Below are 25,526 nucleotides of genomic sequence, written 5' to 3'. Positions count from 1 at the left end.
GACGTCGCGAAGTCAGGGCGTGTGGGGCGGGTGTGCGTGGGCGAACAGATCGTCGGCGCGTGCACTCTGGCGTGGCGACCAGCCTTCCAGCTGCAGCAACGCCTGCTTGGTCGGCAGGCCGCCGCCGAAGCCGGTCAACGCCCCATTGGCGCCGATCACGCGGTGGCACGGCAGCACGATCGGCAGCGGGTTGCGGCTGTTGGCGGCGCCCACCGCACGGCTGGCGGCAGGCCGCCCCACCGCCTGCGCCAGTTGCACGTAACTCCAGGTCTGGCCGAACGGAATCTGCGCCAGCGTGTGCCAGACCTCCAGTTGAAACGGCGTGCCGGCCGGCGCCAACGGCAGGTCGAAACGGCGTCGCCCGCCGTGCAGATAGTCCAGCAGTTGCTCGCGCGCCTCGCGCACCAGTGCGGCCTCCGGATCGTGCACCCAGCGCGCCCGCCCGGCCGCGTCGTAACGGTTCTGCGCGAACAGGATGTGGCGTACGCCAGCGTGGTCGGCGGCCACGGTGAGCGCGCCGATCGGCGACGGGAAAGTGTCGTAACGCACTGCGCTCATGGGCGGGGTTCCTTGTGATCGACGGCCAGATGCCACAGGTGCAGCACCGCATACGCGCGCCATGGCCGCCATGCCTGCGAGCGCGCCTCGGTGGCGCGCTCGCTCAGCCGCTCCGGCGCGCCAAGCACCTGCTGCAGGATCAGATCGCCGGCCGGAAACGCATCCGGATGCGACAGCGCGCGCATGGCGATGTAGTGCGCGGTCCACGGTCCGATGCCGGGCAGGGCAGTACAGGCCGCGACGAAATCGACCAGCCGCTGGCCGGCACCGAACTGCAGCCGCCTTTGCGCACAGGCGCCGGCCAGCGCCCGCAAGGTGGCGGCGCGGGCGCGTGGCAGGCCCAGCTGTTCCAGCGGTGCGTCGGCCAGTTGCGCGGGGGTGGGAAAACTGCGGTCCAGGCCTGGCGGCATGTCGGCATGCTGGCCGCCGTGGCGGTCGACCAGGCGCGCCGCCAGCGTCGTGGCACCGGCCACGCTGATCTGCTGGCCCAACACCGCACGCACCGCCACTTCGAACCCGTCCCATCCCCCCGGCACGCGCAGGCCGGGCCGGCGCGCAATCGCCTCGGCCAGCAGCGGCTCCTGGGCAAGCGTGGCATGCACGGCCTGCAGGTCCGCGTCCAGGTCGAACAGCCGGCGCACGCGGCGCACGATCTGCGGGATCCGGCGTGGGTCGGTGGCGCCGATGCGCAGCAGCAGCTCGGCGCGCTGCGGCGCCGGTGCGACCTCGATCACGCTGGCGTTGCCGGGCGTGCCGATCACGCGCCGGTAGCTGCCGGCATCGATCTGCTCGATCCCCGGGATCGCACGGCGCCGCAAGAATGCCAGCATCGCCGGCCAGTCCAGCGGTGGCCGATAGCCCAGGCGCAGCGTGAGTTCGCCGCCGGGGACTTCGGCGCGTTGCTTGCGCAAGGCCGACGGCGGCATCCCGCAGCCCTGTACGAAGGCCGCATTGAAACGGCGCAGGCTGTTGAAGCCCGCGGCCAGCGCGACCTCGGTCACCGGCAGTGCGGTTTCGGTGAGCAGTTGCTTGGCCAGCAGCAGCCGACGCGTGCCATGCACCTGGATCGGCGTGGCGCCGAGCTGCTGCACGAACTGCCGCTGCAATTGCCGCGCACTTACGCCGACCGCATCGGCCAGGGTCTGCACCGGCTGCTCCTGCAACACGCCGTCGGCGATCATCGCCAGGGCACGCTGCACGCTCTCGTCGCCCAGATGCTGCTGCGCCTGCGGCGACAGCTCCGGCCGGCAGCGCAGGCATGGCCGGTAGCCGGCTGCACTGGCCGCCGCAGCGCTGGGGTAGTAGCTTACGTTGCCCGGATTGGGCGCCGGCGCCGGGCACACCGGGCGGCAATAAATGCCGGTGCTGCGCACGGCGGTAAAGAACAGCCCGTCGAAGCGCGCATCGCGCGCCAGGCGGGCGCGGTCGCATTGGGTCCGGTCGGGCGTGAGCGATTGCATGGCGCCAGTCTATGCGCTGCCCATCGCCCCGGCTGGCCGTTTTCGGACAGCACTGTGCTCAGCGTGATGCCGCCTCGTCCGAGGCGAACGATGTGCAACCGCCGCGACGTCAGCGCCGCCTGCGCCGGGGCGCGATGCCGCTGGATGCTTCGTAGCGCACGCATGCAGGCAACTGGCCTGACGGGTGCCAGGTTAAGGTCGGGTTCGGGGCATGCTGCGCGTCCGCCCTAGACTGGGAGCCCGCTCACGCTCTCGATGGCCCGCACCCGATGTTGAAACCGATTTGCCTGTCCCTTGCGTGTCTGCTTCTGCTGGCGGCGTGCGATCGCGCCAGCACCTCCGCCGATACCGCAGCGGCGCAGCAGAGCGGCGGCGCGCAGGCCGGCGATGGCGACCATATGGTGTCGGTGGATACGCCCGAGCCGGTGGCGCCGCCGCCGCGTCCGCGCGCGCAGGCCGGCGAGGCGGGATGGCCGCAGGCAGCGCTGGAATCGGGCCAGGCCTGGATCAGTTGCGCGACCGATTACAGCCATGAAGCCGGCGACGGCACGCTGCTGCCGGCGTTGGACCGGGCCAGTGTGGAAGCGGCGCTGGCGCCGTGCCGCGAGACCGGGCTGGTGCGGGTGCGCTACGCCGGCAAGATCAACGCCGGCTTCGCCGCACTGGTGTGGCGGCTGGCCTCGGTGGCCGAGCAATGGAAGTTGCCGCATCGCATCCTGGACCTGGATTCCAGCGGCGGGCAGGTGGAGGCGGCGATCCGCGCCGGCGACACCATCGGCGAATCCAACTGGACGATCTGGGTGCGCGAAGGCTCGGTGTGTCACAGCGCCTGCGTGTTCGTGCTGGCGGCCGGCGACAACCGCCTGGTCGCCGGCAAGGTCGGCATCCACCGGATGATGCGGATCAGCTCAAAGGCCACCTCGCGCGCCGAGCTCAATCGCGAGCTGCGCGAGGTCTACGGCAACGTCAAGAATTATCTGGAGCGCAACGGTGTGGCGGTGGCGGTGGCCGATCTGATGATGACCGTGCCCAACCGCAGCCTGCGCCTGCTCACCATGGAAGAGCTGCGCGAGTACGGGCTGGACGGCACCAATGCCGTGCAGGACGACCTGGAGCGGATCCGCCAGATGCGCAAGTGCGGCGATGCGTTCGTGCGGCGCAAGGATGCGTTTCTGGTCGCCTTCGACCAGAAGTGCAAGGGCGAGGGCGCGGACCTGGATGCGGTCAATGCCTGCGGCCTGGCCTTGAAGCAACGCTTCGGCTTTCCGGATGCGGCCTGCCCGGAAGAAAGCCCGCTGGCCGAAACCGACGCGGCGGCCCTGCCGACCACCCCAGCGGCCGACGCGCAGCGCGATGCCGCCCCCGCCGAGCAGGCACCGGCCGTGCCGGACGCCCAGCCGGCCGCCGACTCCGTGCCGGCGCCGCCGTCAGCCGCCCACGCCGACGGTTGAGGCCGGCCGCAGGTTTCACGCGTATCGCACTGGGCGCTGCCTATCGTCGCCGGAACACAACCGAGCCGGGGGGGCAGTATGCGAGGGAAGACCAAAGGCGTTTTGCTGGCATATCTGCCGTCCGCCCTGCTGGTGCTGGTGGGCTTTGGCGTGGCCGAGCTGCTGCGTGTGGCCGCTGCCGCAATGCACGAGCAGTGGCCAGCCACCCTGGCGATGTGGCTCAGCCTAGCGGCCTTGATTGCGGCCATCGCGCGCGCGTTCTGGGTCAGCTGGCGCCTGTGGCGACCACGCAGCGTGGCGACGGTGCCGCCCGCACCGGGCGGTGAGGTATAGGCACTGCGCTCGGCCGGCACTCTTCTCGCCTTCGGATGCGGCGTGCGCGATGGGTTGCCCGCCTCATTCCCATCAAGCCGACCTGCGCCCGCTTGGCACCCACCATCGAGACGTTTTCCAGCGATTCCATCGCGACATCCGCAGCTGCACTTGTGTTGCGCAGGTCGCGCCATAGACTGCGCAGCGCAGCGCACGCTGCGGCCCGTTTCCTCCATCCGATCCGTACAAGGTCCCTGTCCCATGCTCCGTCCTCGTTTGCTTGTCGCGTTTGTGCTGGCTCCCGCGCTGGCGTTTGCCCAACAGCCGCAGCCGTCCAGCCGCCCGGCCACCGCCACGCAGGCAACGCCGTCCGCGCAGCGGCCGTCTGCGGCGCAGCCGGCTCCCGCCCCGAGCGCCGCCCAGCAGGCCCAGGTGGCCAAGCAGGACATCGAAATGACCCAGGCCGCCCTGCGCGTGGCGCAGATGGTCGATGCCAATAAAGCCGCTTCGTTGTGGGACGGCGCGTCCGCTGTCGCCAAGACCGCGGTCAAGCGCGACGCCTTCGTCGCCCAGCTGGCTGGCGAGCGTGCGCGCCTGGGTGCGGTGGTCGGGCGCGGCCAGAGCTCGGTAACGCGGGTGAAGTACGGCCCCGGTGCGCAGGTGCCCGAGGGGCTGTACGTCAACGTCAGTTTCCCGACCCGGTTTGCCAATGCGCCGCAGCCGGTGCGTGAACTGGTTTCGTTCCGTCTGGACGAAGACAAGACCTGGCGCGTTGCCGGCTACAGCCTGCGCACGGCGGCCAAGTGATGGTGCCGCTTCCTAGGAGCCTTGCATGCAATTGACCATCGAACTGCAGATGCTCGGCTGGGCCATGGTGCTTGGCCTGGTACAGCTGCTGGCGGCCTCCGGCAGCATGACGGCCCAGCGTGGCACCAAATGGAACGCCAGCGCCCGCGACGGCGAGGCCAAGCCGCTGACCGGCGTTGCGGCGCGTCTGGACCGCGCGTTCCGCAACTATCTGGAAACCTTTCCGATCTTCGCCGCCGCCGTGCTGGCGGTGAGCGTGGCCGGGCGCACCAGCGCAGACACCGCGCTGGGTGTGCAGCTGTATCTGTGGGCGCGCGTGGCCTATGTGCCGGCCTATGCGGCCGGCATTCCCTACGTGCGCAGCGCGATCTGGGTGGTGTCGTTCTGGGGCATCGTCAAGCTGCTGCGCGCGCTGCTGGGCTGGTGACGTGTGGATGCGCGCCTGATCCTGATCAAGGGGCAGGCCAGGGATAGCGTCTAGACTGGGCGCATCGGCAGTCGCGGGTGCGCAGCATGCAATCGGTGGATATCGCGATCATTGGCGCCGGGCCGGTCGGGCTCGGTTTTGCACGTGCCCTGGCCGGCAGCGGCCTGTCGGTCGCGCTGATCGACCAACAGCCGCGCGAGTCGCTTGCCGAACCGGCCTTCGATGGACGCGAGATTGCGCTCACGCATGCCTCGCGTAGCGTGCTGGAGCAGTTGGGCATCTGGCAGCAGTTCCCCGCAACGGCAATCTCGCCACTGCGCGATGCGCGCGTCATGGATGGGCACTCGTCCTTTGCGCTGACCTTTGCCGCGGCTGCGCCCGCTGCCGGCGCGCTGGGCTGGCTGGTACCCAATCATCTGATCCGTCGCGCGGCCTGGCAGGCCGTGCAGACGCAGGATGGACTGCAGATCCACTGCGGTTGCAGCGTGCACGCGCTGCACCACGGTGCCGGTCGCGTGGAGCTGCAACTCTCCGATGGGCAGCGGCTGTCGTCGCGCCTGCTGGTTGCGGCCGACAGCCGGTTTTCCACGACCCGGCGGCTGCTCGGCATCGGGGCGCAGTTGCGCGATTTCGGCAAGACCATGCTGGTGTGCCGGATGCGCCACACGCTGCCGCACCGGCATGCGGCGTTGGAGTGGTTTGGCTACGGCAAGACGCTGGCGTTGTTGCCGTTGCACGGTCATCGCGCCGGCGCCGTGCTCACCCTGCCGCCGCGACAGGTCAACGCACTGCTTGCGCTGGATGAAGACCACTTCAGCGCCGCCGTCAGTGACGCATTCGAGCATCGCCTCGGCCGCATGTACCAGGACGGCAGCCGGCATGCCTATCCGCTGGTTGCCGTCTACGCGCACCGGTTCGTGGTTGAGCGCGCGGCCTTGATCGGCGATGCGGCGGTGGGCATGCATCCGGTCACCGCGCACGGGTTCAACTTTGGATTGCAGAGCCAGGCGCGCCTAGCCGAGCGCGTGCGTGCCGCCGCCGCTGCCGGGCGCGACATCGGCAGCGCCGGGCTGTTGCATGACTACCAACGCGTGCACCGCCTTGCCACCCGGCCCTTGTTCGAGGCGACCAATGCCCTGGCTGCGCTCTACACCGATGACCGCCTGCCGGCGCGCGTGTTGCGAGGCGGCGCGCTGCGTGCGGCGCATGCGATCGCTCCTTTCCGGCAGGCGATTGCGGCACATTTGACCCAGCGCAGCTGACGCGTCGAGAAGACCGTCCCAGGTCGATCGTCACCACATCGCGGGTCGGGTGGCGTGATCACAAGCGCCAGGCTGTGCTGCGCGATGCCGCCCGATGCAGGCGGTTCGCCCGTGTTGCAGTCTTACGCCGGATCATCCGGGGACGGCGCGATGTTGCGCTGGCCGCTCAACGAGCGTCATGCAGGGTGGTCGGCATCCGGGTCCATCGCCAGCACACGAATCTCCACCTCATCCAGCTGCACCAGCTGGCCCGGGCGGATCTTCGCGGTCTTGCGCAGTTCCTGCACGCCATCGACACTGACGGCACCGCTGGCGACGATCGCCTTGCCCTGGCCGCCGCTGTCGGCAATGCCGGCCAGCTTGAGCAGTTGATTGAGTTCGATGTACTCGCCGTCCAGGTCGAATTCCAGGAATTGCATGCTGCGCTCGATGACAGGAAGACAGCGATTATCCGCCTGTCGCCGTCCACAACACCACCGTGGCAGGACGACGGGGCCGGCGGCTGCAATCGGTGGCGCAGCGGTACCCAGGCCACTGGCTGCATCCATTGCACGATCGTCGTAGGCCGCGTCTGCGCGCTTATTCGCGTCGAAAGCGTGCGATTTCATCGAGCATGCCTTCGGCACGCACGACCCCGGGCCCGGCATGCGCGTTGTCGATACGCTCCAGCCACGGATGGCGGCTGCGCTGCAGCCGTCGATAGCCGAGCCAGGTACCAATACCGCCGAGCACACCCACCAGCAGATTGAGCAGCAGCCAGTCGTGCGGCAGGGTCAGGCCGGTCAGTGCGCGCCAGCCGGCGTCCGCCACCGCCACCCACAGCACCCAGAACGCCACGCCCAGCCACGGGGCTACCCGCGTGCGCCAGCGCCGCAACTGCGCGAGCGCGCGCTGCGTGGGCAGCAGCGGGCCGGCAAAGTCCAGCTGTGCCAACAGCTGCAGCTGCCGTAGTGCGGAGATCGCCAGCGCAATGCTCCACAGCTGCAGCAGCACGCCGCCGATGATCGCCGCGGCCTGATCCGTATGGGCAAGCCAGCTGTGCGCGATCAGGATGTGCAGCACCACCGCGCACAGCAATTGCGCCGATTGGCTCAGCCACAGCGGGCGCAGGCTGGCGCGCGACGCATGGCGACGTAGTTCGCCGCTGATGTGGCCGATCTGCGTGGTGTGCTGATCCAGGCGGTGTTCCATCGCGTGCCAGGCGCGTTGCATGTCGTCGAGTTCCATCGGGTGTTCCTTCGGCTAAGCGGGGTGGTCAGAGTTCGGCGCGGATGCGTGCCTTGAGGCGGCTGAGTTTCGTGGCGACGTTGGTCTCGCTGATGCCGAGCACCTCGCCGATCTCGCGGTAGCTGTGCGCGTCCAGGTACAGCAGCATCAAGGCCCGTTCCAGTTGCGGCAGGTGCGCGATAAAGCCGTAGAGCGCGGCGACCTGCTGTTCGTGCGCCGGGTCGTGTGCCAGCGGGTCGGCGATGCTGTCGGCCACCGCCTCCAGCGGGAGCGGGTCGTGCGGCACGCGGCTGCGGCCGCGCAGATCGCTGATTGCCACGTTCAAGGCGATGCGGTACATCCAGGTGGAAAAACGCCGGCCGGTGTCATAGCCGGGAAATGCACGCCATAACTGCACGGTGATGTCTTGCGCCAGCTCGGCACGGTCGTCCGGGTTCCAGCAATAGCTGGCCGCGACCTTCAGGACGATGCCACGGTGCTGCTGCAACAAGGCGTTGAAGCGGGTGTGCAGGTCTGTTTCCAGGGACATGGCTCCGGCCGCGTGGGTGGATGACAAGGGTCGAACAGATGATTCGTCGCAGCGGGCGAATCCTCACAACCTGAACGGAACGTCACGGCCCTTCGACAGGAGGGGGTCTAAGGGCGCACACTATGCTGCTTTGCGCCTGCCGGCTCCGTGCGGCGCCCCCGGAGTTACCCATGACCCAAGAATCTTCCGCGCCGCTGCTGTTTGCAGACCTCGGCCTCTCGGACGCTGTGATGAAAGCCGTCGCCAACGTTGGCTACGAGTCGCCGTCGCCGATCCAGGCCGCCACCATTCCCGCGCTGCTGGCAGGCCGCGACGTGCTCGGCCAGGCGCAGACCGGTACCGGCAAGACCGCCGCGTTCGCGCTGCCGGTGCTGTCCAACGCCGACCTCAACCAGGTCAAGCCGCAAGCCCTGGTGCTGGCGCCCACCCGCGAGCTGGCTATCCAGGTCGCCGAGGCGTTCCAGAAATATGCCGAGGCCATTCCGGGCTTCCGCGTGCTGCCGGTGTACGGCGGCCAGCCCTATGCCCAGCAGCTGAGCGCGCTCAAGCGCGGCGTGCATGTGGTGGTGGGTACCCCGGGCCGGGTGATCGACCACCTGGACCGCGGCACGCTGGACCTGTCGCAGCTCAAGACCCTGGTGCTGGACGAAGCCGACGAAATGCTGCGCATGGGCTTCATCGACGACGTCGAAGCCGTGCTCAAGAAGCTGCCGGAGCAGCGCCAGGTGGCCTTGTTCTCGGCCACCATGCCGCCGGCCATCCGCCGCATCGCGCAGACCTATCTGAAGGACCCGGCCGAAGTCACCATCGCGGCCAAGACCACCACCTCGGCCAACATCCGCCAGCGCTACTGGTGGGTGAGCGGGCTGCACAAGCTGGACGCGCTGACCCGCATCCTCGAGGTCGAGCAGTTCGACGGCATGATCATCTTCGCGCGCACCAAGGCGGCCACCGAAGAACTGGCGCAGAAGCTGCAGGCACGCGGCATGGCTGCGGCCGCCATCAACGGCGACATGCAGCAGGCCGCGCGTGAGAAGACCATCGCCCAGCTCAAGGACGGCAAGCTGGACATCCTGGTCGCCACCGACGTGGCCGCCCGCGGTCTGGACGTGGAACGCATCAGCCACGTGCTCAATTACGACATTCCCTACGACACCGAAAGCTACGTGCACCGCATCGGCCGTACCGGCCGTGCCGGGCGCACCGGCGACGCGATCCTGTTCGTGACCCCGCGCGAGAAGGGCATGCTGCGCTCGATCGAACGCGCCACCCGTCAGCCGATCGAAGAAATGCAGCTGCCGAGCGTGGATGCGGTCAACGACACCCGCGTGGCGCGTTTCATGACCCGCATCACCGAGACCCTGGCCGGTGGTCAGATCGACATGTACCGCGATCTGCTGCAGCGCTACGAGACCGAAAACAACGTACCGGCGATCGATATCGCCGCTGCCATGGCCAAGCTGCTGCAGGGCGATGCGCCGTTCCTGCTGACCCCGCCGGTGCGTGGTGCGCGCGAAGAGTTCGCACCGCGCGAGCGCAACGAACGTGCCGACCGTGGCGAGCGTCCGCGCTTCGAGCCGAAGTTCGAGCGTGGTCCGCGTGCCCACGACGGCGAGCGCGCACCGCGTCCGCCGCGCGGCGACGATGCCGGCGGCGAGCGTCCGCGTCGCGAGCCGGCACCACGCGGCGAGCCGGAGTTCGGCATGGAAAGCTATCGCATCGAAGTGGGCCACACCCACGGCGTGAAGCCGGCCAATATCGTCGGTGCCATCGCCAACGAGGCCGGCCTGGAAAGCCGCTACATCGGCCGTATCGACATCCAGGACGATTACTCGATCCTGGACCTGCCGGCCGACATGCCGCGCGAGTTGCTCACGCACCTGAAGAAGGTCTGGGTGTCCGGTCAGCAGCTCAACATGCGCAAGCTGGAAGACGGCGAAGCCGCAGCGTCGGCGGCCAAGCCACGCTTCCCGCGAGGCGGCAAGCCGTCCGGTCGTCCGAACGGCCCGGGCCGTCCGATGGACCGCTCCGGCGCGCCGCATCGCAAGGGCCCGCCCAAGCCGCGCGGCGAGTAAGCGCGGCCGGGGCCGGCGGCAGCCGGCAGGTGCTGCAAGTGGTTGATTTGGATATGCCTGTAAGCGCATAGCAAGTCCGGCGTCGTTGCCGGGCCCGTTCCAGCGCCGCCCTGGACGTCGTCCCGCCGCCTGCAACCGGCCCGACCGGTCGTCCGGCACGCGAACCCTGCCATACAGACTGGGCCATTGCGGCCGTTACTGCCTTCAGGCGCCCACTGGGCGCCTGAATCGCATCGGCGCGGCGAAGGACGGATGGCAATGGGGCAGGCAGCACGCAGCAAGAGTGGTGGGCAGACCCTGCATCTGATGCGCGGCTGGCTGACGCTTCCTTTGGCGCTCCTGATCGGCATGGCCGTGGCGATGGCGGTGATCTCGGCGCTGGTGATCGAGATCCAGTCCGGAGCCACCGCCTGGATCGTCGGCGAGAGCCACTGGTCCAAGGCCCAGCAGGAGTCGGTCTACTGGCTGGAGCGCTATCTGGGAAGTGGCGACCCGGCCGATCTGCAGGCGGCCTGCCGGGCGCTGGAGGTGCCGCTGGGCGATCGCTCGGCGCGCATCGCGGTCGAGCAGCCGGTGATCGACTGGGACACGGTCTACGCCGGGCTGGCCGCCGGCCGCAATGCCCGTGAGGACATGCCGCAGATGGTGCGGCTGTACCGCTACGGCCAGCGCGTACCGCATCTGGGCGAGGCGATCGCGCTGTGGAAGCAGACCGACAGCGACATCCTGCAACTGAATGCGCTGGCCGACCGCGCCGCGTCCGCTCAGGCCACCGCCACGCCCGACCCGCGCACCCTGCAGGCGCTGCGCGATGAGCTGCATCTGCTGGACGCACGCATGCGCCGCATCGCGGCGGAATTTCTGGTGTTGCTGACCCGCTGTGCGCGGCTGCTGCACGATGTGATGGTGGTCTGCAGCCTGGCCACCCTGCTGCTGGTGCTGACCACCTGCGTGCTGGCCATGCGCCGTATCCGCGATTACCTGCTGTCGCACGAAGGCCGCTTCCGCACCGCGTTTCAGCAGGCGGCGCTGGGCATGGTCAAGTTCGATCTGCGAGGCCACGTGCTGGACGCCAACGCCTCGATGGCCAACATCCTGCGCTATCGCCCGGAGGAGCTGCAGGCCTGCACACTGGCGCAGGTGATGCACCCGGACGACATCGTGCTGGACAGCCGCGGCATGATCGACTGGCCGCGCCTGCTGCAATCGGGCGAGCTGCGCTTCCTGCGCGCCGATGGCGGGGTGATGTGGGGGCGCTGGAGCGCGTCGCTGGTGGAGCCTGGCCCGGAAGAACCCACGCTGGTGCTGGCGGTGATCGAAGATGTCTCGCATGCGCACGAGCTGGCCGACGAAGTCGCCTACCACGCGCGCCACGATGCCTTGACCGGCTTGATCAACCGCCGCGAAATCGAACGCCGCTTGCTGAAGCTGATCGAGCTGCCGCAATCGCCACAGTTGTGCCATGCGCTGTGCTTCGTGGACCTGGATCATTTCAAGCTGGTCAACGACACCTTCGGGCATGCGGTCGGCGACAAGTTCCTGTGCCACTTCGCCGATGTCATCACCATGCAGCTGCGTCCGGGCGACTGGCTGGGGCGGCTGGGCGGCGACGAATTCGCGATCCTGCTGGCCAACACCGATCTGGCGCAGGCGCAGGCCTTGCTGGAGCGCATGCACGGGGTGCTCGGGCAGCCGTGGAGCCATCAGGATGGCAAGCCGCTGACGCCGAGCTGCAGCTTCGGCGTGGTGGAAGTCTGCCACGGCGCCAGCGATGTCAACGCACTGATGACCGCGGCCGATCTGGCCTGCTATGCGGCCAAGGAAGAAGGCCGCAACCGGATTCGCTGCTTCAGCGAAAACGATCTGGCACTGGCGCGCCGCCGCCATGACGGTGGCTGGATCAGCGCGGTGCAGCAGGCCATCGCCGAAAGCCGGTTGCTGCTGTATGCGCAGAAGATCCAGGTGCTCAGCGACCCCGGGCGGGTGCAGTACGAAGTGCTGGTGCGCATGCGCGCGCGCGACGGGCGCGTGCTGAGCCCCGGCGAGTTTCTGCCGGCGGTGGAGCGGTACGGGCTCGGGCGCATGGTCGATGCCTACGTGCTGGAAACCCTGTGCGCGCACTTGGCCGACAACCCGATGCATGTGGCCACGCTGGACCTGTGCCACGTCAATTTGTCCGCGCAGTCGATCGCGCAGCCGGATTTCCTGGATTTTGTCTGCGCCCTGTTCGAGCGCTACCCCACCTTGGTGCCCAAGCTGTGCATGGAAATCACCGAGACCGCGGTGATCGGCGATCTGGAGCACGCGCAGCGTTTCGTGCAGAGCGTGCGCGCACGCGGCTGCCACGTGGCGCTGGACGACTTCGGCAGCGGGCTGGCCTCGTTCGGCTACCTCAAGCAGTTCACCGTGGATGTGCTGAAGATCGATTGCGGGTTCGTGCGTAATTACGCGCACGATGCGGTGGACCGCGCGGCGGTGCATTCGATCGCCCAGGTCGGCCTGGCCCTGGGGATCGAGGTGGTGGCCGAAGGGGTCGAGTCCGAAGCCGATATTCCCGGCCTGCGCGAAGCTGGCGTCGGCCAGGTACAGGGCTTCAGCCTGCACCGCCCATGCCCGCTGGAAGACCTGGTCGCGCCGCAACCGCTGCTGGCAATCACCGGATGAGGCCTGCGGGCAGGCGTCGCGCTAGCGGCGCACGGCGATGCGAGAGTGCGTTGCCGGCGCCAAATCGCCGATAATCCGACGATGACGATCCGACTCAACAAACATATCGCCGATACCGGCTTCTGCTCACGCCGCGAGGCCGATCGGCTGATCGGCGAGCGCCGTGTCACCGTCAATGGCGTGGTGGCCGGCACCGGGGCGGTGGTGGGCGAGCAGGACACCGTGCTGGTGGATGGCCAACCGCTGCGCGCGCGCGAAGCCAAGAAGCCGGGCGGGCGCAAACACGTCTATATCGCGCTCAACAAGCCGGTGGGCATCACCTGCACCACCGAGAGTTCGGTCAAGGGCAACATCGTCGACTTCGTCGGCCACGAGCAGCGCATCTTTCCGATCGGCCGGCTGGACAAGGAGTCCGAGGGGCTGATCCTGCTGACCAGCAACGGCAACATCGTCAATGAAATCCTGCGTGCGGAAAACCGCCACCAGAAAGAGTATCTGGTTGCGGTCAACAAGGCGGTCACCGACGAATTTCTGCGCGGCATGGCACGTGGCGTGCGCATCCATAACGAGACCACGTTGCCGTGCCGCACCGCGCGCATCGCCAAGTTCGGCTTTCGCATCGTGCTGGAGCAGGGCCTGAACCGGCAGATCCGGCTGATGGCCGCCGAGTTCGGCTATCGGGTGACGCAATTGCGGCGGGTGCGCATCGACAACATCAAGCTGGCGGCGCTCAAGCCGGGGCAATGGCGCAACCTCAGCGATGCGGAACTGCGCGGATTGCTGCCGCAGCGCACCGACTGGTAAGCCGGCGCGCCGGATGAACCGCACACTGCGCGAACGGCCAGCCGTCGCCTGCGCAGAGCGCTGGCCCGACAGGGCTCCGGCATACTTCCGACGATAACGACTCAGCAGGGGGCTGACCGCGTGATCAAACCGCAATTGCCAGGGAACGAAGCCGAACGGCTGATCGCCCTGCGTCAGTACGAGCTGCTGGATTCGCCACCCGAGCGCGCCTTCGACGACCTCACGCTGGTGGCGTCCACCGTGTGCGAGACGCAGATGGCGGCCGTGGTGCTGGTGGATGCGCATCGGCAGTGGTTCAAGGCGGCCCATGGCGTGCCGCGTAGCGAAGCCCCGCGCGATATCTCGTTCTGCGCACATGCCATCCTGCGCCCGGACGAGGTGATGACGGTCGAAGACACCTTGCTGGACCCGCGCTTTTTCGACAACCCGATGGTGACCGGGGAAGGCGCGGTGCGCTTCTATGCCGGGGCGCCGCTGGTCACCAGCGACGGCATGCCGCTGGGTTCGTTGTGCGTGTTCGATCAGGCGCCGGCGCATCTGCGCGACGCGCAACGCGCTGCGTTGCAGGCATTGTCGCGGCAGGCCTCGCATCTGCTGGAACTGCGCCTGGCAGGCAAGCAGCTGCGGCAGCAACTGCGTGAGCGCGACTGGTACGAGCAGCAGATGGCGCAGTATTACGCGGCGATGGAGGCGGTCAATGCCGATCTGGTCGAGCAGACCCGCACCGACCCGCTGACCGGCCTGCCCAATCGCCGCGCGTTCACCGCTGCGCTCGCCGCCGCCACGCAGCAGACGCGCGTGGCCAATCAACCGCTGTCGGTGGCCCTGTTGGACGTGGACCACTTCAAGGTGGTGAACGATGTCCATGGGCATGACCAGGGCGATCTGGTGCTGCGCGAGCTGTCGGCGCTGTTGCGTGCGCATGCGGCCGGCGCAGGCACGATTGCGCGCTACGGCGGCGAAGAGTTCGTGTTGCTGCTGCCCAACGTGGACCTGCAGCAGGCGCGGGTGCAGTGCGAATACCTGCGCCAGAGCGTGGCGACGATGACGCTCGCCCTGCCGGTGACGGTGAGCATCGGCGTGGCCATGCTGTACCCGCACGAGAGCGTGGAGGCGGTGATCAAGCGGGCCGACCAGGCCTTGTACGCGGCCAAGCGCGGCGGCCGCGATCAGGTGGTGGCGCTGGAGTAGCGCATGGCTTGCCGGGTGGAGCTTCGTGGCCGGGACAGCGCAGGACGCGTGTGTGCAGCGCCACGACGGTGCTGCAGCTGTACGGCTGCATTGCGGATGTCGACTATGCGCGTGCAAAGCACTGGTCGCGCGTGATGTCGGTTGAATGGACGGCGCCAGTAACTTCATGTCGATAACAGGGCCGCCGGCTTACACGTCGACCGGCACCGGTTCGAGACTGGCTTGCGCAGCATGGCCGCGAGAGATCTCCGGCGCGCGGAAGCGATGCTGTATGCATGCATGCATGCATGCAGGCGGTTCGGGGCGTGCGCGAGAGCTGACGCTGGCGCACCCTCAGGACAATCGGATCAGTCGACGATGTTCTTCGCTTCGGCGGTGCCGAGCAATTCCGGATGCACCACCTTGCGCCGACGTTCCAGCACCGGATGCAGGAACACGGCGCCGAGAATGATCGCCACGCCCAGATAGAACTGCAGGGTCAGCTCGCGCTGCTCGCCGAGCAGGGCGATGGCCAGCACGATGGCGTAGACCGGTTCCAGGTTGGTCACCAGTTGCACCGAATACGCGCTCAGATGACGCAGCGCCATCAGCGCCAGCGCAAACGGCAGCAACGTGCAGGCCAGTGACAGGGCGAGCAGCAGCACACCGTCGTGCAGGCTGGGCAGGACCAGCAGGCTGCCATGCAGCGATGGCAGCAACAGCGGCATGGCCGGCGCCAGCACGGTCAGGGTCAAGGTGCCGGCACCCAACTCCAGTGCGGTCACGGTCAGCGGGTCTGCATGCGCGACCATGCGCTTGTTGAGCGAGCCGAACAGGCCGACGAAGACCGCCGAGATCGCGCCGACCACCACGCCGGCTCGCATGCCATCGGGCACGCCGCCAACCACCAGCGCCACCCCCGGCAGCACCGCCAGGCCGAACAGCAACTCGCGCGGACGGAACGGCCGCTGCGTGACCCACGGCTCGATCACCGCGGTGAACACCGGCGCCAGGGCGATGCAGGTCGCCGCCACCGAGGCATTGGCCAGCTTGATCGCGCCGTAGAAGGTGAGCCAGTGCAACGCCACCAGCGCGCCGATGCCGCAATAGCCCAGCACCACGCGCCCGGACAGACCGCGCAGCCCGCGCCACACGCGTGGCCACAAGGCCAGCGCCACCACCACGATCAACATCCGCCACCACACCAGCGGCAAGGCCTGCAGCGTGATCAATTTGCCCAGGATCGCGGTGATGCCCCAGAGCAGCACGCAGAAATGAATTTGCAGTTGCGCCTTGCGCAGGTCGGTCGTGGGCATGCGCCATTGTCGCCGAAAAGTTGCGTGCCGACGTCGGGCGGCGACAGCCGTGTGGATGGCGATGGCAACCCGGCTCCCGGCCGCAGCGGATACCGAGTACCAAGCCCCTCTCCCGCAGGAAAGGGGCGAGGGCACCGCCTACCCATGCCACTGACTGCTGCACCATTCACGGCGTCGCTAAGGCCCAACGCCACGGTGAGCACCCAGGACCGTTCGCACGATCGGTGCGAAACGATCATGGCCAGGCAGCAGATGTGAGGTCGTCGCACATCGCCACTTGTCTGCCACGCGCCACCGTTAAAAACTGCCGCATGCACAACCGCGTGCAACGTCGGCGAGGCAGCTAGCCTGCCGACAACGCCTTCAACAACGCCATCGCCGCCGCCGGGTTGCGTTCCTTTGCCGCACTGATGAAGAACACGAACACCTCGCGCGGCGCAGCAGGCGTTTTCGACGGATCTTCGATGTGCGGCAGATCGTCCGGGTCTTCGCCGCGGCGCCATGCCTGGATGCGCTCGGCCCAGCGTGCCAGCGCAGGCGCGGGGTAACCGGCATGCAGGCGCGCCTGGCTTCGCATCAGCCGCGCGTAGACAACGTCGGTGGAGAGGTCGGCGAAGGAGGGGTGTTCGTCGGAATCGGTGAACACCGTCGCGACGCCATGGCGGCGCACCAGCGCCAGCAACGACGCATCCACCGCATCCGGATCGCGGATTTCCAGCACGTGGCGCAGCGTGCGGCCGCCCGTGTGCCTGGGCAGCAGTGCCAGAAAGTCGTCCAAGTCGTCGGCCTGCAGGCGATGCCCGTGTTCGAACTGCCACACCAGCGGGCCAAGCGTGTCGCCGAGCTCGACAATGCCGCCAACGAAGTCCTCCACCTGGGCCCTGGTGCCCGCCAGTCTGCGCGACTGGGTAATGCGTCGCGGCGCCTTGGCCGAGAACACGAACCCGGGCGGCACTTCGTCGCGCCACTTTGCATAGGTTGCCGGCTTCTGCGCGCCGTAATAGGTGCCGTTGATTTCGATGGCAGTGACATGGCGGCTGGCGTATTCCAGCTCGCGGCGCTGCACCAGTCCTTCCGGATAGAACATGCCCGCGCGCCAAGGCGCGTACACCCAACCGCCGATGCCGACGTGGATGCCATCCAGGGAGGGCGGGGCGGAAGCGAACAGATCAGTCATCGCAGGGGTACTCGCTGGCAGGAGGGCACGGTGGCGGGGCGTGCTGCGCGAAGCCGGCAGCGACCGCGGCGCATAGCCTGGCGCATCCGGACTGGATGGCGCGTGAGAACGGCGGCGTTGCAGCGGCGACGGCCGTGCGCGTTGCGACGGACTGCAGCGGACGCAAGCACATCGATCGCGCAACCGTCAGCCACGCCATCGCACGCCTGCCAGCCTGGCCCCACCGCGACATGCGGCAGCCAGCGCCCGCACGCCAGCGCAGCCGGCTACCATGCCTGCATCGCCGCATGAGACCGTCTCGATGACCTGGACCACTCCCGATCTGTGTGACCGCTTTCCCGAGGTGAGCGTTGCCGAGCCATTGTTCCGCCACTTTGGCGGGCGCACCGCGTTCTGCGGACCGATCGCAACGGTGCGCTGTGTTGAAGACAACTCGCGCGTGCGCGAACTGGCCTCCACGCCGGGCGACGGGCGGGTGCTGGTGGTGGACGGGCAGGGCTCGTTGAAGCATGCGCTGCTGGGCGACCAGATCGCAGCGCAGGCGGTGGCCAATGGCTGGGCCGGGGTGGTGATCTATGGCTGCGTGCGCGATGTCGAGATCCTGGGCACGCTGCCGCTGGGCGTGCTGGCCTTGGCTGCCTGCCCGCGCCGTACCGAACGGCGCGACCTGGGCGATGCGCAGGTGCCGGTGAATTTTGCCGGCGTCCCGTTCGTGCCCGGGCACTGGCTCTACGCCGACGCCAACGGCGTGCTGGTGACGCCGCTGCCGCTGTCGCTGGACAGTGCCGGTGGCACACCCTGATCGACAACAGGAGGACGTGGTGGTGATCGTGAACCGATGGCTGACGGGAGGCGTGCTGATGCTGGCAACCCTGGTGACAACGACGCATGCGGCCGACCTGCCGGCCGGCATGCAGCAGTTCGACGCGCAGATGGAACGCGTGCGCACCCAGTTCGACGTGCCCGGCATCGCCGTGGCCATCGTCAAGGATGGCCAGGTGGTGCTGGAGCGTGGCTACGGCGTCCGCGAGATCGGCAAACCCGATCCGGTGCAGGCCGATACGCTGTTTGCGATCGCCTCCAACACCAAGGCGTTCACCGCTGCCTCGCTGTCGATTCTGGCCGACGAAGGCAAGCTCTCGCTCGACGACAAGGTCATCGACCACCTGCCGTGGTTCCGCATGTCCGACCCGTATGTCAGCGACCAAATGCGTATCCGCGACTTGCTGGCGCATCGCAGCGGCCTGAGCCTGGGCGCAGGCGACCTGTTGTTCTGGCCAACCACCAGCTACAGCACCGAAGAGGTCGTGCAGCGCCTGGCCAAGGTGCCATTGAAAGGCGGTTTCCGCGATCGCTATGCATACGACAATATCTTGTACGCCGTGGCGCAGAAGGTGATCGAGCAGGTCTCCGGGCAACCCTACGCTGCGTTTCTGCAGCAGCGCATCTTTGCCCCGGTGGGCATGCGCGGCACGCGCTTCAATGCCGACCATCTGCAGCCCGACGATAACGCCGCAGTAGGGCACGCCAAGTACGACTTCACCGAGTTGCGCACGGTGGCGCCATTGACCTGGTCCAACAACTCCGGTGCCGGCGGCATCTACTCCAGTGCGCACGACATGGCGTTGTGGATGAAGGTGCAACTGGCCGGCGGCGTATTGCCGGACGGCACACCGCTGTTCAGTGCAAAGCGGCAGCAGGAGATGTGGTCGATGATCACGCCGATCGCCGTCGCCGCTCCGGCAGTGCCCGAACTGGCCGGCGCGCAGCCCAATTTTGCCGGCTATGGCGAAGGCTGGAGCCTGAGCGACTATCGCGGCCATCGTCTGGTGTGGCATACCGGCGGCTGGCCCGGCATGGTGTCGCGGCTGACGCTGGTGCCTGACCAGAAGCTGGGCGTGGTGGTGCTGACCAATCAGGAAGTCGGCGCGGCGTTCAATGCGGTGACGCTGCAGGTGCTGGACGCATTCCTGCAGGTGCCACCCACCGATTGGACCGAGGCGTACGCCAAGGCCGTGGCCAAGGCCGGCAGCGAGGCCGATACCAGTTGGAAGGCGCATCAGGACGCACGCGCGGCACGCTCCACGCCGTCGTTGCCGCTGCGCGGCTATGCGGCGACCTATCGCGACCCCTGGTATGGCGATGTGGTGATCCGCCAGGACGGCAAGCGGCTGCGCCTGCAGTTCATCAGGACCGCCCAATTGGTGGGCACGCTGGAGCATTGGCAGCACGACAGCTTCATCGTGCGCTGGGACGACCGCTCCTTGAACGCGGATGCCTTCGTCAACTTCGCGTTGACCCCGGACGGTGCGGTGCGCGAGATGCGCATGCAGGCGATCTCGCCGCTGACCGATTTCAGCTTCGATTTTCAGGATCTGCTGCTGACGCCTGTGCAGACGCAGGCCGCTGCGCCGAAGTGAAGCGGCGCTCGGTTGCCGGGCGCTCGCTGTCTTGCAGTGCGCTGGTGGCCGGAGTCGGTTGCGGCCGGCGGCCACCGCAGCGCAGCGCAGCTCTGCACGCCGACATGGCCATGGCGGCTGGCGCGTGCAGCATTGCAGCGACCGCCGCCGCGTCGCTACCGCCTGGCGGCGCGTGTGGTTATGATCCGCGCACTTCTCAAGGATGTCGCCGCACGCATGACCACTCCACAGATGTCGGTGTATTTCTTTCTGCAGGCTGCAGCCATCCTGCTGGTGTGCCGGTTGGTCGGGTTGCTGGCCAAGCGCCTGGGGCAGCCGCAGGTGGTCGGCGAGATGATTGCCGGGGTGATGCTGGGGCCATCGTTGTTCGGCCTGCTGGCGCCGGGCGCGCAGGCGGCGTTGTTCCCCAAGCAGACCATGGATGTGTTGTACGTGTTCGCGCAGTTCGGCGTGGGCCTGTACATGTTTCTGGTCGGGACCGATTTCCGCGGCGATCACTTCCGCGCGCGCTACCGCAGCGCGATGAGCGTGTCGCTGGCCGGCATCGCGGTGCCGTTCGCGCTGGCATTTGCGATGTGCCCATGGCTGCTCACCGTCAATGGCCTGTTCTCCGAGAAGGCCAAGCTCACGGAAGCGTCGCTGTTTCTGGGCGCAGCCATCGCCATCACTGCCTTCCCGATGCTGGCGCGCATCATCCACGAACGCGGCCTGACCAATAGCCCGCTGGGAACGCTGGCGCTGACGGCTGGCGCGTTCGACGACGCCGCCGCGTGGTGCATCCTTGCGGTGGTGCTGGCCAGCTTCGGCGGCAGCTGGGGCAGCGCCTATCTGGCCATCGGTGGCGGCGTGGGCTACGCGGTGTTCATGATTTTCGTCGGACGGCATCTGTTGCGTCGCCTGGCCGACCACGTGGTGCCGGATCAGCCGCTCAGCAACAGCGTGCTGGCGATCGTGCTGATGCTGTTCTGCGTGAGCGCGTGGGCGATGGACGCGATCGGCATCCACGCGGTGTTCGGTGGCTTCCTGTTGGGTGTCTGCCTGCCCAAGGGGCCGTTGACGGAAAAACTGCGCGAGATGATGCAGCCGTTCGTGGTGGTCTTGCTGCTGCCGTTGTTCTTTACCTATTCGGGCCTGAAGACCCAGCTCAGCGTGCTGTTGCAGCCGCAGATCATGCTGGCCGGTGTCGCGATCCTGGCTGCATCGTTCGTTGGCAAGGGTGTGGCCTGCTGGGCTGCGGCGCGCGTTACCGGCGAAAACAACCGCGACGCGATGGCGATCGGCTCGCTGATGAATGCACGCGGCCTGATGGAGCTGATCATCATCAACATCGGCCTGCAGGCCGGTGTGATCGAGCAGGGCCTGTTCTCGGTACTGGTGCTGATGGCGATCCTGTCCACGCTGATGGCGACGCCGCTGTTCAACTGGATCATGCGTCGCCACGCCCATGTGAGCGACGCGGTGCCGAGCCTGCAGTCGCGGTGATCGGGTGCGCAACCGCCCGCGGGTGCGGGCAGTTGCACTGACGTGTGCGCGGCCGGGCGTTGCGTCAACGCCCCAGCGGTAACTGCACGCTGGCCAGCAGGCCACCGCCGGGGCGGTTGCTGACGACCAGTTGGCCATCGTGCGCCTGGCAGATGGCCGAGGCGATCGCCAGGCCCAGGCCGCTGCCGCCGGAATGCCGCGCGCGCGAGCTGTCGGCGCGCCAGAAGCGGTCCAACAGGTGCGGCAGTTGCGCAGGCGCCACGCCAGGGCCGCGGTCGCCGACGGTGAGCTGCACGATGTTGCCGTCGCGGCGCACCTGGATCTCCAGCAGCTTGCCGGCTGCGGCGTAGCGCAACGCGTTATCGATCAGGATCGACAGCACCTGGCCTAGCCGGTGCCGGTCGGCATGCAGGCGCAGCGCCGGATGCGTGGGGTAGTGGACGGTCATCTGCGCCTCGCGCAGCGCCGGCCCTGCCCATTCGATGCGTTCGGCGACGAGCTCCCGCAGCTCGACGCTTTCCGGCTCCAGCACCAGCTGGCCGGCACGCGCCAGCGACACCAGGTGCAGGTCGCCGATCAGGCGATTGATCTGCTCCAGCTGGCGATGCACCAGCCGCAGTTGCTCGGGTTCGCGCGGGAAGACGTCGTCCAGCATGCCTTGCACGCGTCCCATCGCGGCATTGAGCGGGGTGCGCAATTCATGCGCCAGCATCGCGCTGGAGTCGCGTAATTCGCGCTCGTACTGCTGCAGCCTGCCGCTCATCGTATTGAAGTCGTCGGCCAGGGCGGTGAGCTCGTCCGGTGCGCCGCGCACCACTTCTGCGCGTGCGCCGAAATCGCCATCGCTGACCCGGTGCGCCGCGAAAGCCACCTGCGAAAACTGCCGCGACAGCGGCCGCGAGGCGAGCAGGCCGCAGAACAAAATGACCGGCACCGAGATGGCCATCATGGCGCCCAGCATCCACCAGTCCGGATTTGCCAGCCCGGGCAGGAAATTTTCGATGTCGTAATAGCGCTGGAACAGCTCCCACAGGCGGGCCTGGTTGGCCCGGGGCTGCTCGATCAGCTGGGAGATCTCCGCACGCGGCCCGGCCGGCACGGTGCTCAGTATCAGGCTGTAGCGCAGATTGAAATAGCACCACATGCCGAACGCGATGACCATCATGGTCACCACCGCCAGCGCGCTCATGCGCAGCCCTACCCACCACCACAGGGGCGCCTGGTTGCGCCAGGCATGAAACCGCCGCAGCACCTTCATTGAAAGCGATACCCCACTGCACGCACGGTGACCAGCACCCCGGTGATGCCATGCACTTCAAGTTTGCGGCGCAGGTTGTGGATGTGCGAATCCACTACCCGTTCCAATGCATCGCTGTCGGGCAGGCAGGCGTCGAGCAGTTCGCTGCGCGTAAAGGCCTTGAATGGGGTCTTGAGCAGCAGCGCGAGCAGGTTGAATTCGGTCGGCGTCAGATCCAGCACCACGCTGTCGCCGTTTTCGTGTTGCACGCTGGCCACCACGGCGGCCGGATCCACGCTCAGCCGACCGTGCTGTAAGGGCTCGCCCGGCGCACGCACTGCCACGCTCCGGCGTAGCACGGCATGCACGCGCGCCACAACCTCCTTGGGGCTGTAAGGCTTGACCACGTAATCGTCGGCGCCGTAGCGCAGTGCGCCGAGCTTTTCCGGCTCGTCGCCAATGGCGGTGACCATGATTACCGGCGTGTCGCCAGCGCGGCGGATCGCCGACAGCACCTCGATGCCGCTGAGCTTGGGCAGCATCACGTCCAGCAGCACCAGATCCGGTGCCCATTGCCGATGGAGCTGGATGGCGCGTTCGCCATCGCCGGCCACGGCCACATCGAAGCCGTCGCGGCGGAGATAGGCCTCCAGAATGCTCGCGCTATCGGCGTCGTCTTCCACCAGCAGAACTTTCTTGCCTGTCATGGCGTGTTGCCCTGTCGTCTCGATCAAATCTGAATAATTCCCGAAAACAACCTGGACGCTGCGGGTCGAGGATGTCGGTCGAGATTGGCTCTGTGCCCCGACATCATGATTCCACAAATTATTCCGCATCGTTGGTCTTGCGTGTGCCTGGTTGCCGCCAGTGCAGTGCTGGTGACTGGCTGCTCGCTGACGCCGGCCTACCAGCGCCCGGCGCTGAGCGTGCCGGCCACGTTCGGCGACCGGCAGGCCGCATTGGCGCCGGCATCCGGTCAGCCCGACGCCAACGCGACTACCACCGTCACTCTGAACGAGCAAGAGCGCGTGTTCTTGCAGACCTTGGCGCCAGACCGCGACCTGCGGCCCCTGGTCGAACGTGCCTTGGCGCACAACGGCGATTTCCGCCGTGCGGCGTTGCAGGTAGAGCAGGCACGCGCGCAATACGGCATCACGCACGCGTCGCGCCTGCCGACGCTCGCCGTCGGCGCACAGCAGCTGCGGCAACATTTCGACAACCCGACGCTGGATGCGCGGTACCAGCAGGATCTGGTCATTGCCAATGCAGGGATCGGCAATTTCGAAGTGGACTTTTTCGGCAAGCTGCAAGCGATGTCCGAGGCCGCACGCCAGCGCTACCTGGCCAGCACCCATGGCCGCGACGCGGCGCGTGGCGCCCTGATTGCAGAGGTGCTGCGCGCCTACACCGCCGAGCGCACCACCGCGCAGGCGCTGCAACAGCTGCAATCGCTGGATGCTGACAGCGCTGCGTTGCTTGCCATTGCCGAGCGGCAATATCAGGTCGGGCTGATCGCGCGCGATGAGCGCGACGCGCAGCAGCGTCAGGCCGACCAGGCCCACGTGGCGGCCCTGCAGGGCAACGACAACCACGCGGCGGCGGTGCGCGCGCTGCAGGTGCTGGCCGGCTACGACAGCACGCCGGTACCCGGCGATCTGCAGGGGCTGATCGCCGCCGATACGCCGGCCAGTGCGTGGCGCGCGCTGGATTCGTCGCTGTTGCTGCAACGCCCGGATATCCAGCAGGCCGAGCTGGAGTTGCGCGCGGCCAATGCCGATATCGGCGCGGCGCGTGCGGCGTTTTTCCCCTCGATCACCTTGAGCAGCAGCGTGGGCACGGCCAGCGACGGATTGAACGGCTTGTTTTCTGCAGGCCACGGCATGTGGAGCTTCATGCCGCAATTGAACCTGCCGGTGTTCGATGGCGGCCGCAATCGCGCCAATCTGGACCTGGCGCAAGTGCGCAGACGTGCCGATGTCATCGCCTACGAGCAGGTGATCGAGTCTGCATTTCGCGAGGTCGCCAATGCACTCGACGCCCACGCCACCTTGTCGCAGGCCGAGCCGCGCTCGCGCGAGCAGGTCGAACGCGAGCAACTGCGGCTTGCCCGAATGCATCAGCGCGTAGATGCCGGTCTGGAAGACCGCAGCGCGCTGCTGGCCGAGCGGGCCCGCATCGCTCAAACCGAACTCGATTACCTGGACACCGCACGTCAACGCGTGCTGAGCCGTATTGCGCTGTTTCAGGCGTTCTACGGCGTGCGCCTGCCCACCGCTTCCTGACTTCCGACGGAGACTTTCGATGAACGTATCGTCCTTCAATCGCTTGCGTGGCAACCGTGCCGTCCGCGCCAGCGTCCTCGCGTGCATGACCGCCATTCCGTGCATCGCACACGCACAAACCGATCTGACCGGGAGTTCGCGCCTGCTGGGAGATCGCACTGAAATCACCGCCGGTGCCGCCGCGGTTGCCACGCCGGAGTATGCCGGTGCCGAGCGCGCGCGCGTGCAATTTAACCCGGTGCTGGTGGTGCAGCGCGGCGTGCTGTTCTTCGACACCTCCCGCGGCGGCGGCCTGCAATTCCAGAGCACATCCGGCTTCTACATATCGCAATCGCTGTATTACGACCTGGGCCGGCTGCAAAGCGACAGCAACTGGCGGCCGGGCTCGCGCCTGCTGGCCGGCATGGGCGATGTGCCTGGGTCGGTGACGGCACGCACGCTGGTGATGCAGCAAGTGACGCCCTACATGAACGTCAATGCGGAGGTGGAGTTCACGCTCAAGGATGCTGCGCGCCGCAACCGCTATCGCGCCGGGATGGAATTCACCCTGCTGCATAGCGCCAACGACACGATCACCCTGGATCTGGACGTGCATGGCGGCGACCGCCGCTTCAATCAGGCTTACTTCGGCGTCACCGATGCGCAAGCCGCGCGCACCCGCTTTGCCGCCTTCAATTCCGGATCCGGTGCGTATGCCGCCGCGGTAGGTGGCAGTTGGACGCACTCGTTGGGCGACCACTGGGCCACCACGTTGGGGGTCACCGGAACGCGTTACTTGGACAACGCCGAAGACAGCCCGCTGGTGGCACGCCGCAGCGTGGTCAGCGGCAACCTTGCACTGACCTACAGCCGCTGAGCGGCATAGA

23 protein-coding genes are annotated in these 25,526 nt (G+C 67.6%); 14 read left to right on the top strand and 9 right to left on the bottom strand.

The annotated features are described in order from the left end of the window. Positions 1–12: 12 nt before the first annotated feature. Both XnspCFBP7698_RS04625 and XnspCFBP7698_RS04620 read right to left on the bottom strand, forming a co-directional pair. Positions 13–558 carry a methylated-DNA--[protein]-cysteine S-methyltransferase gene (locus XnspCFBP7698_RS04625; RefSeq protein ID WP_104580549.1) on the bottom strand — a complete coding sequence of 182 codons (546 nt, stop codon included), beginning with the start codon at positions 556–558 and terminating at the stop codon, positions 13–15. Continuing rightward, positions 555–2,018: a DNA-3-methyladenine glycosylase 2 gene (locus tag XnspCFBP7698_RS04620; protein WP_104580548.1), complete on the bottom strand. Its 1,464-nt coding sequence runs from the start codon at positions 2,016–2,018 to the stop codon at positions 555–557. The genes XnspCFBP7698_RS04625 and XnspCFBP7698_RS04620 overlap by 4 nt, the downstream gene beginning before the upstream one ends. A 269-nt stretch (positions 2,019–2,287) precedes the next feature. Between XnspCFBP7698_RS04620 and XnspCFBP7698_RS04615 the strand changes: the two genes are divergently transcribed. From XnspCFBP7698_RS04615 to ubiM, 5 genes are all read left to right on the top strand, one after another. Then, on the top strand, positions 2,288–3,469 hold the full coding sequence (locus tag XnspCFBP7698_RS04615) for a hypothetical protein (protein WP_104580547.1): 1,182 nt from the start codon (positions 2,288–2,290) through the stop codon (positions 3,467–3,469). 78 nt (positions 3,470–3,547) lie between these two features. Next, positions 3,548–3,802 (top strand): hypothetical protein, encoded by a 255-nt coding sequence (locus XnspCFBP7698_RS04610; protein WP_047695669.1) that lies wholly within the window; start codon positions 3,548–3,550, stop codon positions 3,800–3,802. Between the two features lie 240 nt (positions 3,803–4,042). Next, the gene (locus tag XnspCFBP7698_RS04605; RefSeq protein WP_047695670.1) at positions 4,043–4,588 is read left to right on the top strand and encodes a DUF4019 domain-containing protein; all 546 of its coding nucleotides are present in this window, start codon (positions 4,043–4,045) and stop codon (positions 4,586–4,588) included. A 25-nt stretch (positions 4,589–4,613) separates the two neighbouring features. Continuing rightward, positions 4,614–5,015 (top strand): MAPEG family protein, encoded by a 402-nt coding sequence (locus XnspCFBP7698_RS04600; RefSeq protein WP_039411317.1) that lies wholly within the window; start codon positions 4,614–4,616, stop codon positions 5,013–5,015. An 86-nt stretch (positions 5,016–5,101) separates the two neighbouring features. Continuing rightward, positions 5,102–6,277 carry a 5-demethoxyubiquinol-8 5-hydroxylase UbiM gene (gene ubiM, locus XnspCFBP7698_RS04595; RefSeq protein WP_104580546.1) on the top strand — a complete coding sequence of 392 codons (1,176 nt, stop codon included), beginning with the start codon at positions 5,102–5,104 and terminating at the stop codon, positions 6,275–6,277. Positions 6,278–6,453: 176 nt separating this feature from the next. Here the strand turns inward: ubiM and XnspCFBP7698_RS04590 are convergent, their stop codons facing one another. The 3 genes from XnspCFBP7698_RS04590 to XnspCFBP7698_RS04580 all read right to left on the bottom strand — a co-directional run bounded on the left by XnspCFBP7698_RS04590 (position 6,454) and on the right by XnspCFBP7698_RS04580 (position 8,033). Beyond that, positions 6,454–6,696, bottom strand: coding sequence for an RNA-binding S4 domain-containing protein (locus XnspCFBP7698_RS04590; RefSeq protein WP_047695671.1), 243 nt, complete (start codon positions 6,694–6,696; stop codon positions 6,454–6,456). Between the two features lie 160 nt (positions 6,697–6,856). Further along, complete coding sequence (locus XnspCFBP7698_RS04585) at positions 6,857–7,504, bottom strand: hypothetical protein (protein ID WP_104580545.1); 648 nt, start codon at positions 7,502–7,504, stop codon at positions 6,857–6,859. A gap of 28 nt (positions 7,505–7,532) precedes the next feature. Beyond that, positions 7,533–8,033: a sigma-70 family RNA polymerase sigma factor gene (locus XnspCFBP7698_RS04580; RefSeq protein ID WP_104580544.1), complete on the bottom strand. Its 501-nt coding sequence runs from the start codon at positions 8,031–8,033 to the stop codon at positions 7,533–7,535. Between the two features lie 170 nt (positions 8,034–8,203). Between XnspCFBP7698_RS04580 and XnspCFBP7698_RS04575 the strand changes: the two genes are divergently transcribed. From XnspCFBP7698_RS04575 to XnspCFBP7698_RS04560, 4 genes are all read left to right on the top strand, one after another. Beyond that, positions 8,204–10,108 carry a DEAD/DEAH box helicase gene (locus XnspCFBP7698_RS04575; RefSeq protein WP_104580543.1) on the top strand — a complete coding sequence of 635 codons (1,905 nt, stop codon included), beginning with the start codon at positions 8,204–8,206 and terminating at the stop codon, positions 10,106–10,108. Between the two features lie 258 nt (positions 10,109–10,366). Continuing rightward, positions 10,367–12,772, top strand: a complete 2,406-nt coding sequence (locus XnspCFBP7698_RS04570; RefSeq protein ID WP_147423581.1) for an EAL domain-containing protein — start codon at positions 10,367–10,369, stop codon at positions 12,770–12,772. Positions 12,773–12,853: 81 nt separating this feature from the next. Next, positions 12,854–13,576 (top strand): pseudouridine synthase, encoded by a 723-nt coding sequence (locus XnspCFBP7698_RS04565; protein WP_039412988.1) that lies wholly within the window; start codon positions 12,854–12,856, stop codon positions 13,574–13,576. 120 nt (positions 13,577–13,696) lie between these two features. After that, the gene (locus tag XnspCFBP7698_RS04560; RefSeq protein WP_039412991.1) at positions 13,697–14,767 is read left to right on the top strand and encodes a sensor domain-containing diguanylate cyclase; all 1,071 of its coding nucleotides are present in this window, start codon (positions 13,697–13,699) and stop codon (positions 14,765–14,767) included. A 347-nt stretch (positions 14,768–15,114) separates the two neighbouring features. Here XnspCFBP7698_RS04560 and XnspCFBP7698_RS04555 read toward each other — a convergent pair whose 3' ends face one another. Continuing rightward, on the bottom strand, positions 15,115–16,062 hold the full coding sequence (locus XnspCFBP7698_RS04555; protein ID WP_047695678.1) for a DMT family transporter: 948 nt from the start codon (positions 16,060–16,062) through the stop codon (positions 15,115–15,117). 343 nt (positions 16,063–16,405) lie between these two features. After that, a complete protein-coding gene (locus tag XnspCFBP7698_RS04550) occupies positions 16,406–17,239 on the bottom strand; it encodes a DUF72 domain-containing protein (protein ID WP_104580542.1) in 834 nt (277 codons plus the stop codon). Positions 17,240–17,540: 301 nt separating this feature from the next. Between XnspCFBP7698_RS04550 and rraA the strand changes: the two genes are divergently transcribed. The 3 genes from rraA to XnspCFBP7698_RS04535 all read left to right on the top strand — a co-directional run bounded on the left by rraA (position 17,541) and on the right by XnspCFBP7698_RS04535 (position 21,141). After that, complete coding sequence (gene rraA / locus XnspCFBP7698_RS04545) at positions 17,541–18,041, top strand: ribonuclease E activity regulator RraA (protein WP_104580541.1); 501 nt, start codon at positions 17,541–17,543, stop codon at positions 18,039–18,041. Positions 18,042–18,063: 22 nt separating this feature from the next. Then, complete coding sequence (locus XnspCFBP7698_RS04540; RefSeq protein WP_199680034.1) at positions 18,064–19,659, top strand: serine hydrolase; 1,596 nt, start codon at positions 18,064–18,066, stop codon at positions 19,657–19,659. A 216-nt stretch (positions 19,660–19,875) separates the two neighbouring features. Further along, on the top strand, positions 19,876–21,141 hold the full coding sequence (locus tag XnspCFBP7698_RS04535) for a cation:proton antiporter (protein WP_104580586.1): 1,266 nt from the start codon (positions 19,876–19,878) through the stop codon (positions 21,139–21,141). Between the two features lie 64 nt (positions 21,142–21,205). Here XnspCFBP7698_RS04535 and XnspCFBP7698_RS04530 read toward each other — a convergent pair whose 3' ends face one another. Both XnspCFBP7698_RS04530 and XnspCFBP7698_RS04525 read right to left on the bottom strand, forming a co-directional pair. Then, positions 21,206–22,399 (bottom strand): ATP-binding protein, encoded by a 1,194-nt coding sequence (locus XnspCFBP7698_RS04530; RefSeq protein ID WP_104580540.1) that lies wholly within the window; start codon positions 22,397–22,399, stop codon positions 21,206–21,208. Next, positions 22,396–23,085 (bottom strand): response regulator, encoded by a 690-nt coding sequence (locus XnspCFBP7698_RS04525; protein WP_104580539.1) that lies wholly within the window; start codon positions 23,083–23,085, stop codon positions 22,396–22,398. Before XnspCFBP7698_RS04525 ends, XnspCFBP7698_RS04530 begins: the two co-directional genes overlap by 4 nt. A 105-nt stretch (positions 23,086–23,190) precedes the next feature. Between XnspCFBP7698_RS04525 and XnspCFBP7698_RS04520 the strand changes: the two genes are divergently transcribed. Further along, positions 23,191–24,660, top strand: a complete 1,470-nt coding sequence (locus tag XnspCFBP7698_RS04520; RefSeq protein WP_104580538.1) for an efflux transporter outer membrane subunit — start codon at positions 23,191–23,193, stop codon at positions 24,658–24,660. A gap of 19 nt (positions 24,661–24,679) precedes the next feature. Next, positions 24,680–25,516 carry a MipA/OmpV family protein gene (locus XnspCFBP7698_RS04515; RefSeq protein ID WP_104580537.1) on the top strand — a complete coding sequence of 279 codons (837 nt, stop codon included), beginning with the start codon at positions 24,680–24,682 and terminating at the stop codon, positions 25,514–25,516. The last annotated feature ends 10 nt before the right edge of the window (positions 25,517–25,526 follow it).

The organism is Xanthomonas sp. CFBP 7698, assembly GCF_003600855.1.
In the GTDB taxonomy this organism is placed as follows: Bacteria; Pseudomonadota; Gammaproteobacteria; order Xanthomonadales; family Xanthomonadaceae; genus Xanthomonas; species Xanthomonas cannabis.
The sequence above is the reverse complement of the archived record's forward strand: the minus strand, read 5'-3'. Positions and strand labels throughout refer to the sequence as shown.

Coding starts and splice junctions, on each gene's coding strand:
- XnspCFBP7698_RS04615 (WP_104580547.1), top strand. CDS start 2,288: ATGTTGAAACCGATTTGCCTGTCCCTTGCGTGTCTGCTTCTGCTGGCG.
- XnspCFBP7698_RS04625 (WP_104580549.1), bottom strand. CDS start 558: ATGAGCGCAGTGCGTTACGACACTTTCCCGTCGCCGATCGGCGCGCTC.
- XnspCFBP7698_RS04580 (WP_104580544.1), bottom strand. CDS start 8,033: ATGTCCCTGGAAACAGACCTGCACACCCGCTTCAACGCCTTGTTGCAG.
- XnspCFBP7698_RS04535 (WP_104580586.1), top strand. CDS start 19,876: ATGACCACTCCACAGATGTCGGTGTATTTCTTTCTGCAGGCTGCAGCC.
- XnspCFBP7698_RS04530 (WP_104580540.1), bottom strand. CDS start 22,399: ATGAAGGTGCTGCGGCGGTTTCATGCCTGGCGCAACCAGGCGCCCCTG.
- XnspCFBP7698_RS04605 (WP_047695670.1), top strand. CDS start 4,043: ATGCTCCGTCCTCGTTTGCTTGTCGCGTTTGTGCTGGCTCCCGCGCTG.
- XnspCFBP7698_RS04575 (WP_104580543.1), top strand. CDS start 8,204: ATGACCCAAGAATCTTCCGCGCCGCTGCTGTTTGCAGACCTCGGCCTC.
- XnspCFBP7698_RS04620 (WP_104580548.1), bottom strand. CDS start 2,018: ATGCAATCGCTCACGCCCGACCGGACCCAATGCGACCGCGCCCGCCTG.
- XnspCFBP7698_RS04525 (WP_104580539.1), bottom strand. CDS start 23,085: ATGACAGGCAAGAAAGTTCTGCTGGTGGAAGACGACGCCGATAGCGCG.
- XnspCFBP7698_RS04570 (WP_147423581.1), top strand. CDS start 10,367: ATGGGGCAGGCAGCACGCAGCAAGAGTGGTGGGCAGACCCTGCATCTG.
- rraA (WP_104580541.1), top strand. CDS start 17,541: ATGACCTGGACCACTCCCGATCTGTGTGACCGCTTTCCCGAGGTGAGC.
- XnspCFBP7698_RS04590 (WP_047695671.1), bottom strand. CDS start 6,696: ATGCAATTCCTGGAATTCGACCTGGACGGCGAGTACATCGAACTCAAT.
- XnspCFBP7698_RS04585 (WP_104580545.1), bottom strand. CDS start 7,504: ATGGAACTCGACGACATGCAACGCGCCTGGCACGCGATGGAACACCGC.
- XnspCFBP7698_RS04550 (WP_104580542.1), bottom strand. CDS start 17,239: ATGACTGATCTGTTCGCTTCCGCCCCGCCCTCCCTGGATGGCATCCAC.
- XnspCFBP7698_RS04515 (WP_104580537.1), top strand. CDS start 24,680: ATGAACGTATCGTCCTTCAATCGCTTGCGTGGCAACCGTGCCGTCCGC.
- XnspCFBP7698_RS04555 (WP_047695678.1), bottom strand. CDS start 16,062: ATGCCCACGACCGACCTGCGCAAGGCGCAACTGCAAATTCATTTCTGC.
- XnspCFBP7698_RS04520 (WP_104580538.1), top strand. CDS start 23,191: ATGATTCCACAAATTATTCCGCATCGTTGGTCTTGCGTGTGCCTGGTT.
- ubiM (WP_104580546.1), top strand. CDS start 5,102: ATGCAATCGGTGGATATCGCGATCATTGGCGCCGGGCCGGTCGGGCTC.
- XnspCFBP7698_RS04600 (WP_039411317.1), top strand. CDS start 4,614: ATGCAATTGACCATCGAACTGCAGATGCTCGGCTGGGCCATGGTGCTT.
- XnspCFBP7698_RS04610 (WP_047695669.1), top strand. CDS start 3,548: ATGCGAGGGAAGACCAAAGGCGTTTTGCTGGCATATCTGCCGTCCGCC.
- XnspCFBP7698_RS04565 (WP_039412988.1), top strand. CDS start 12,854: ATGACGATCCGACTCAACAAACATATCGCCGATACCGGCTTCTGCTCA.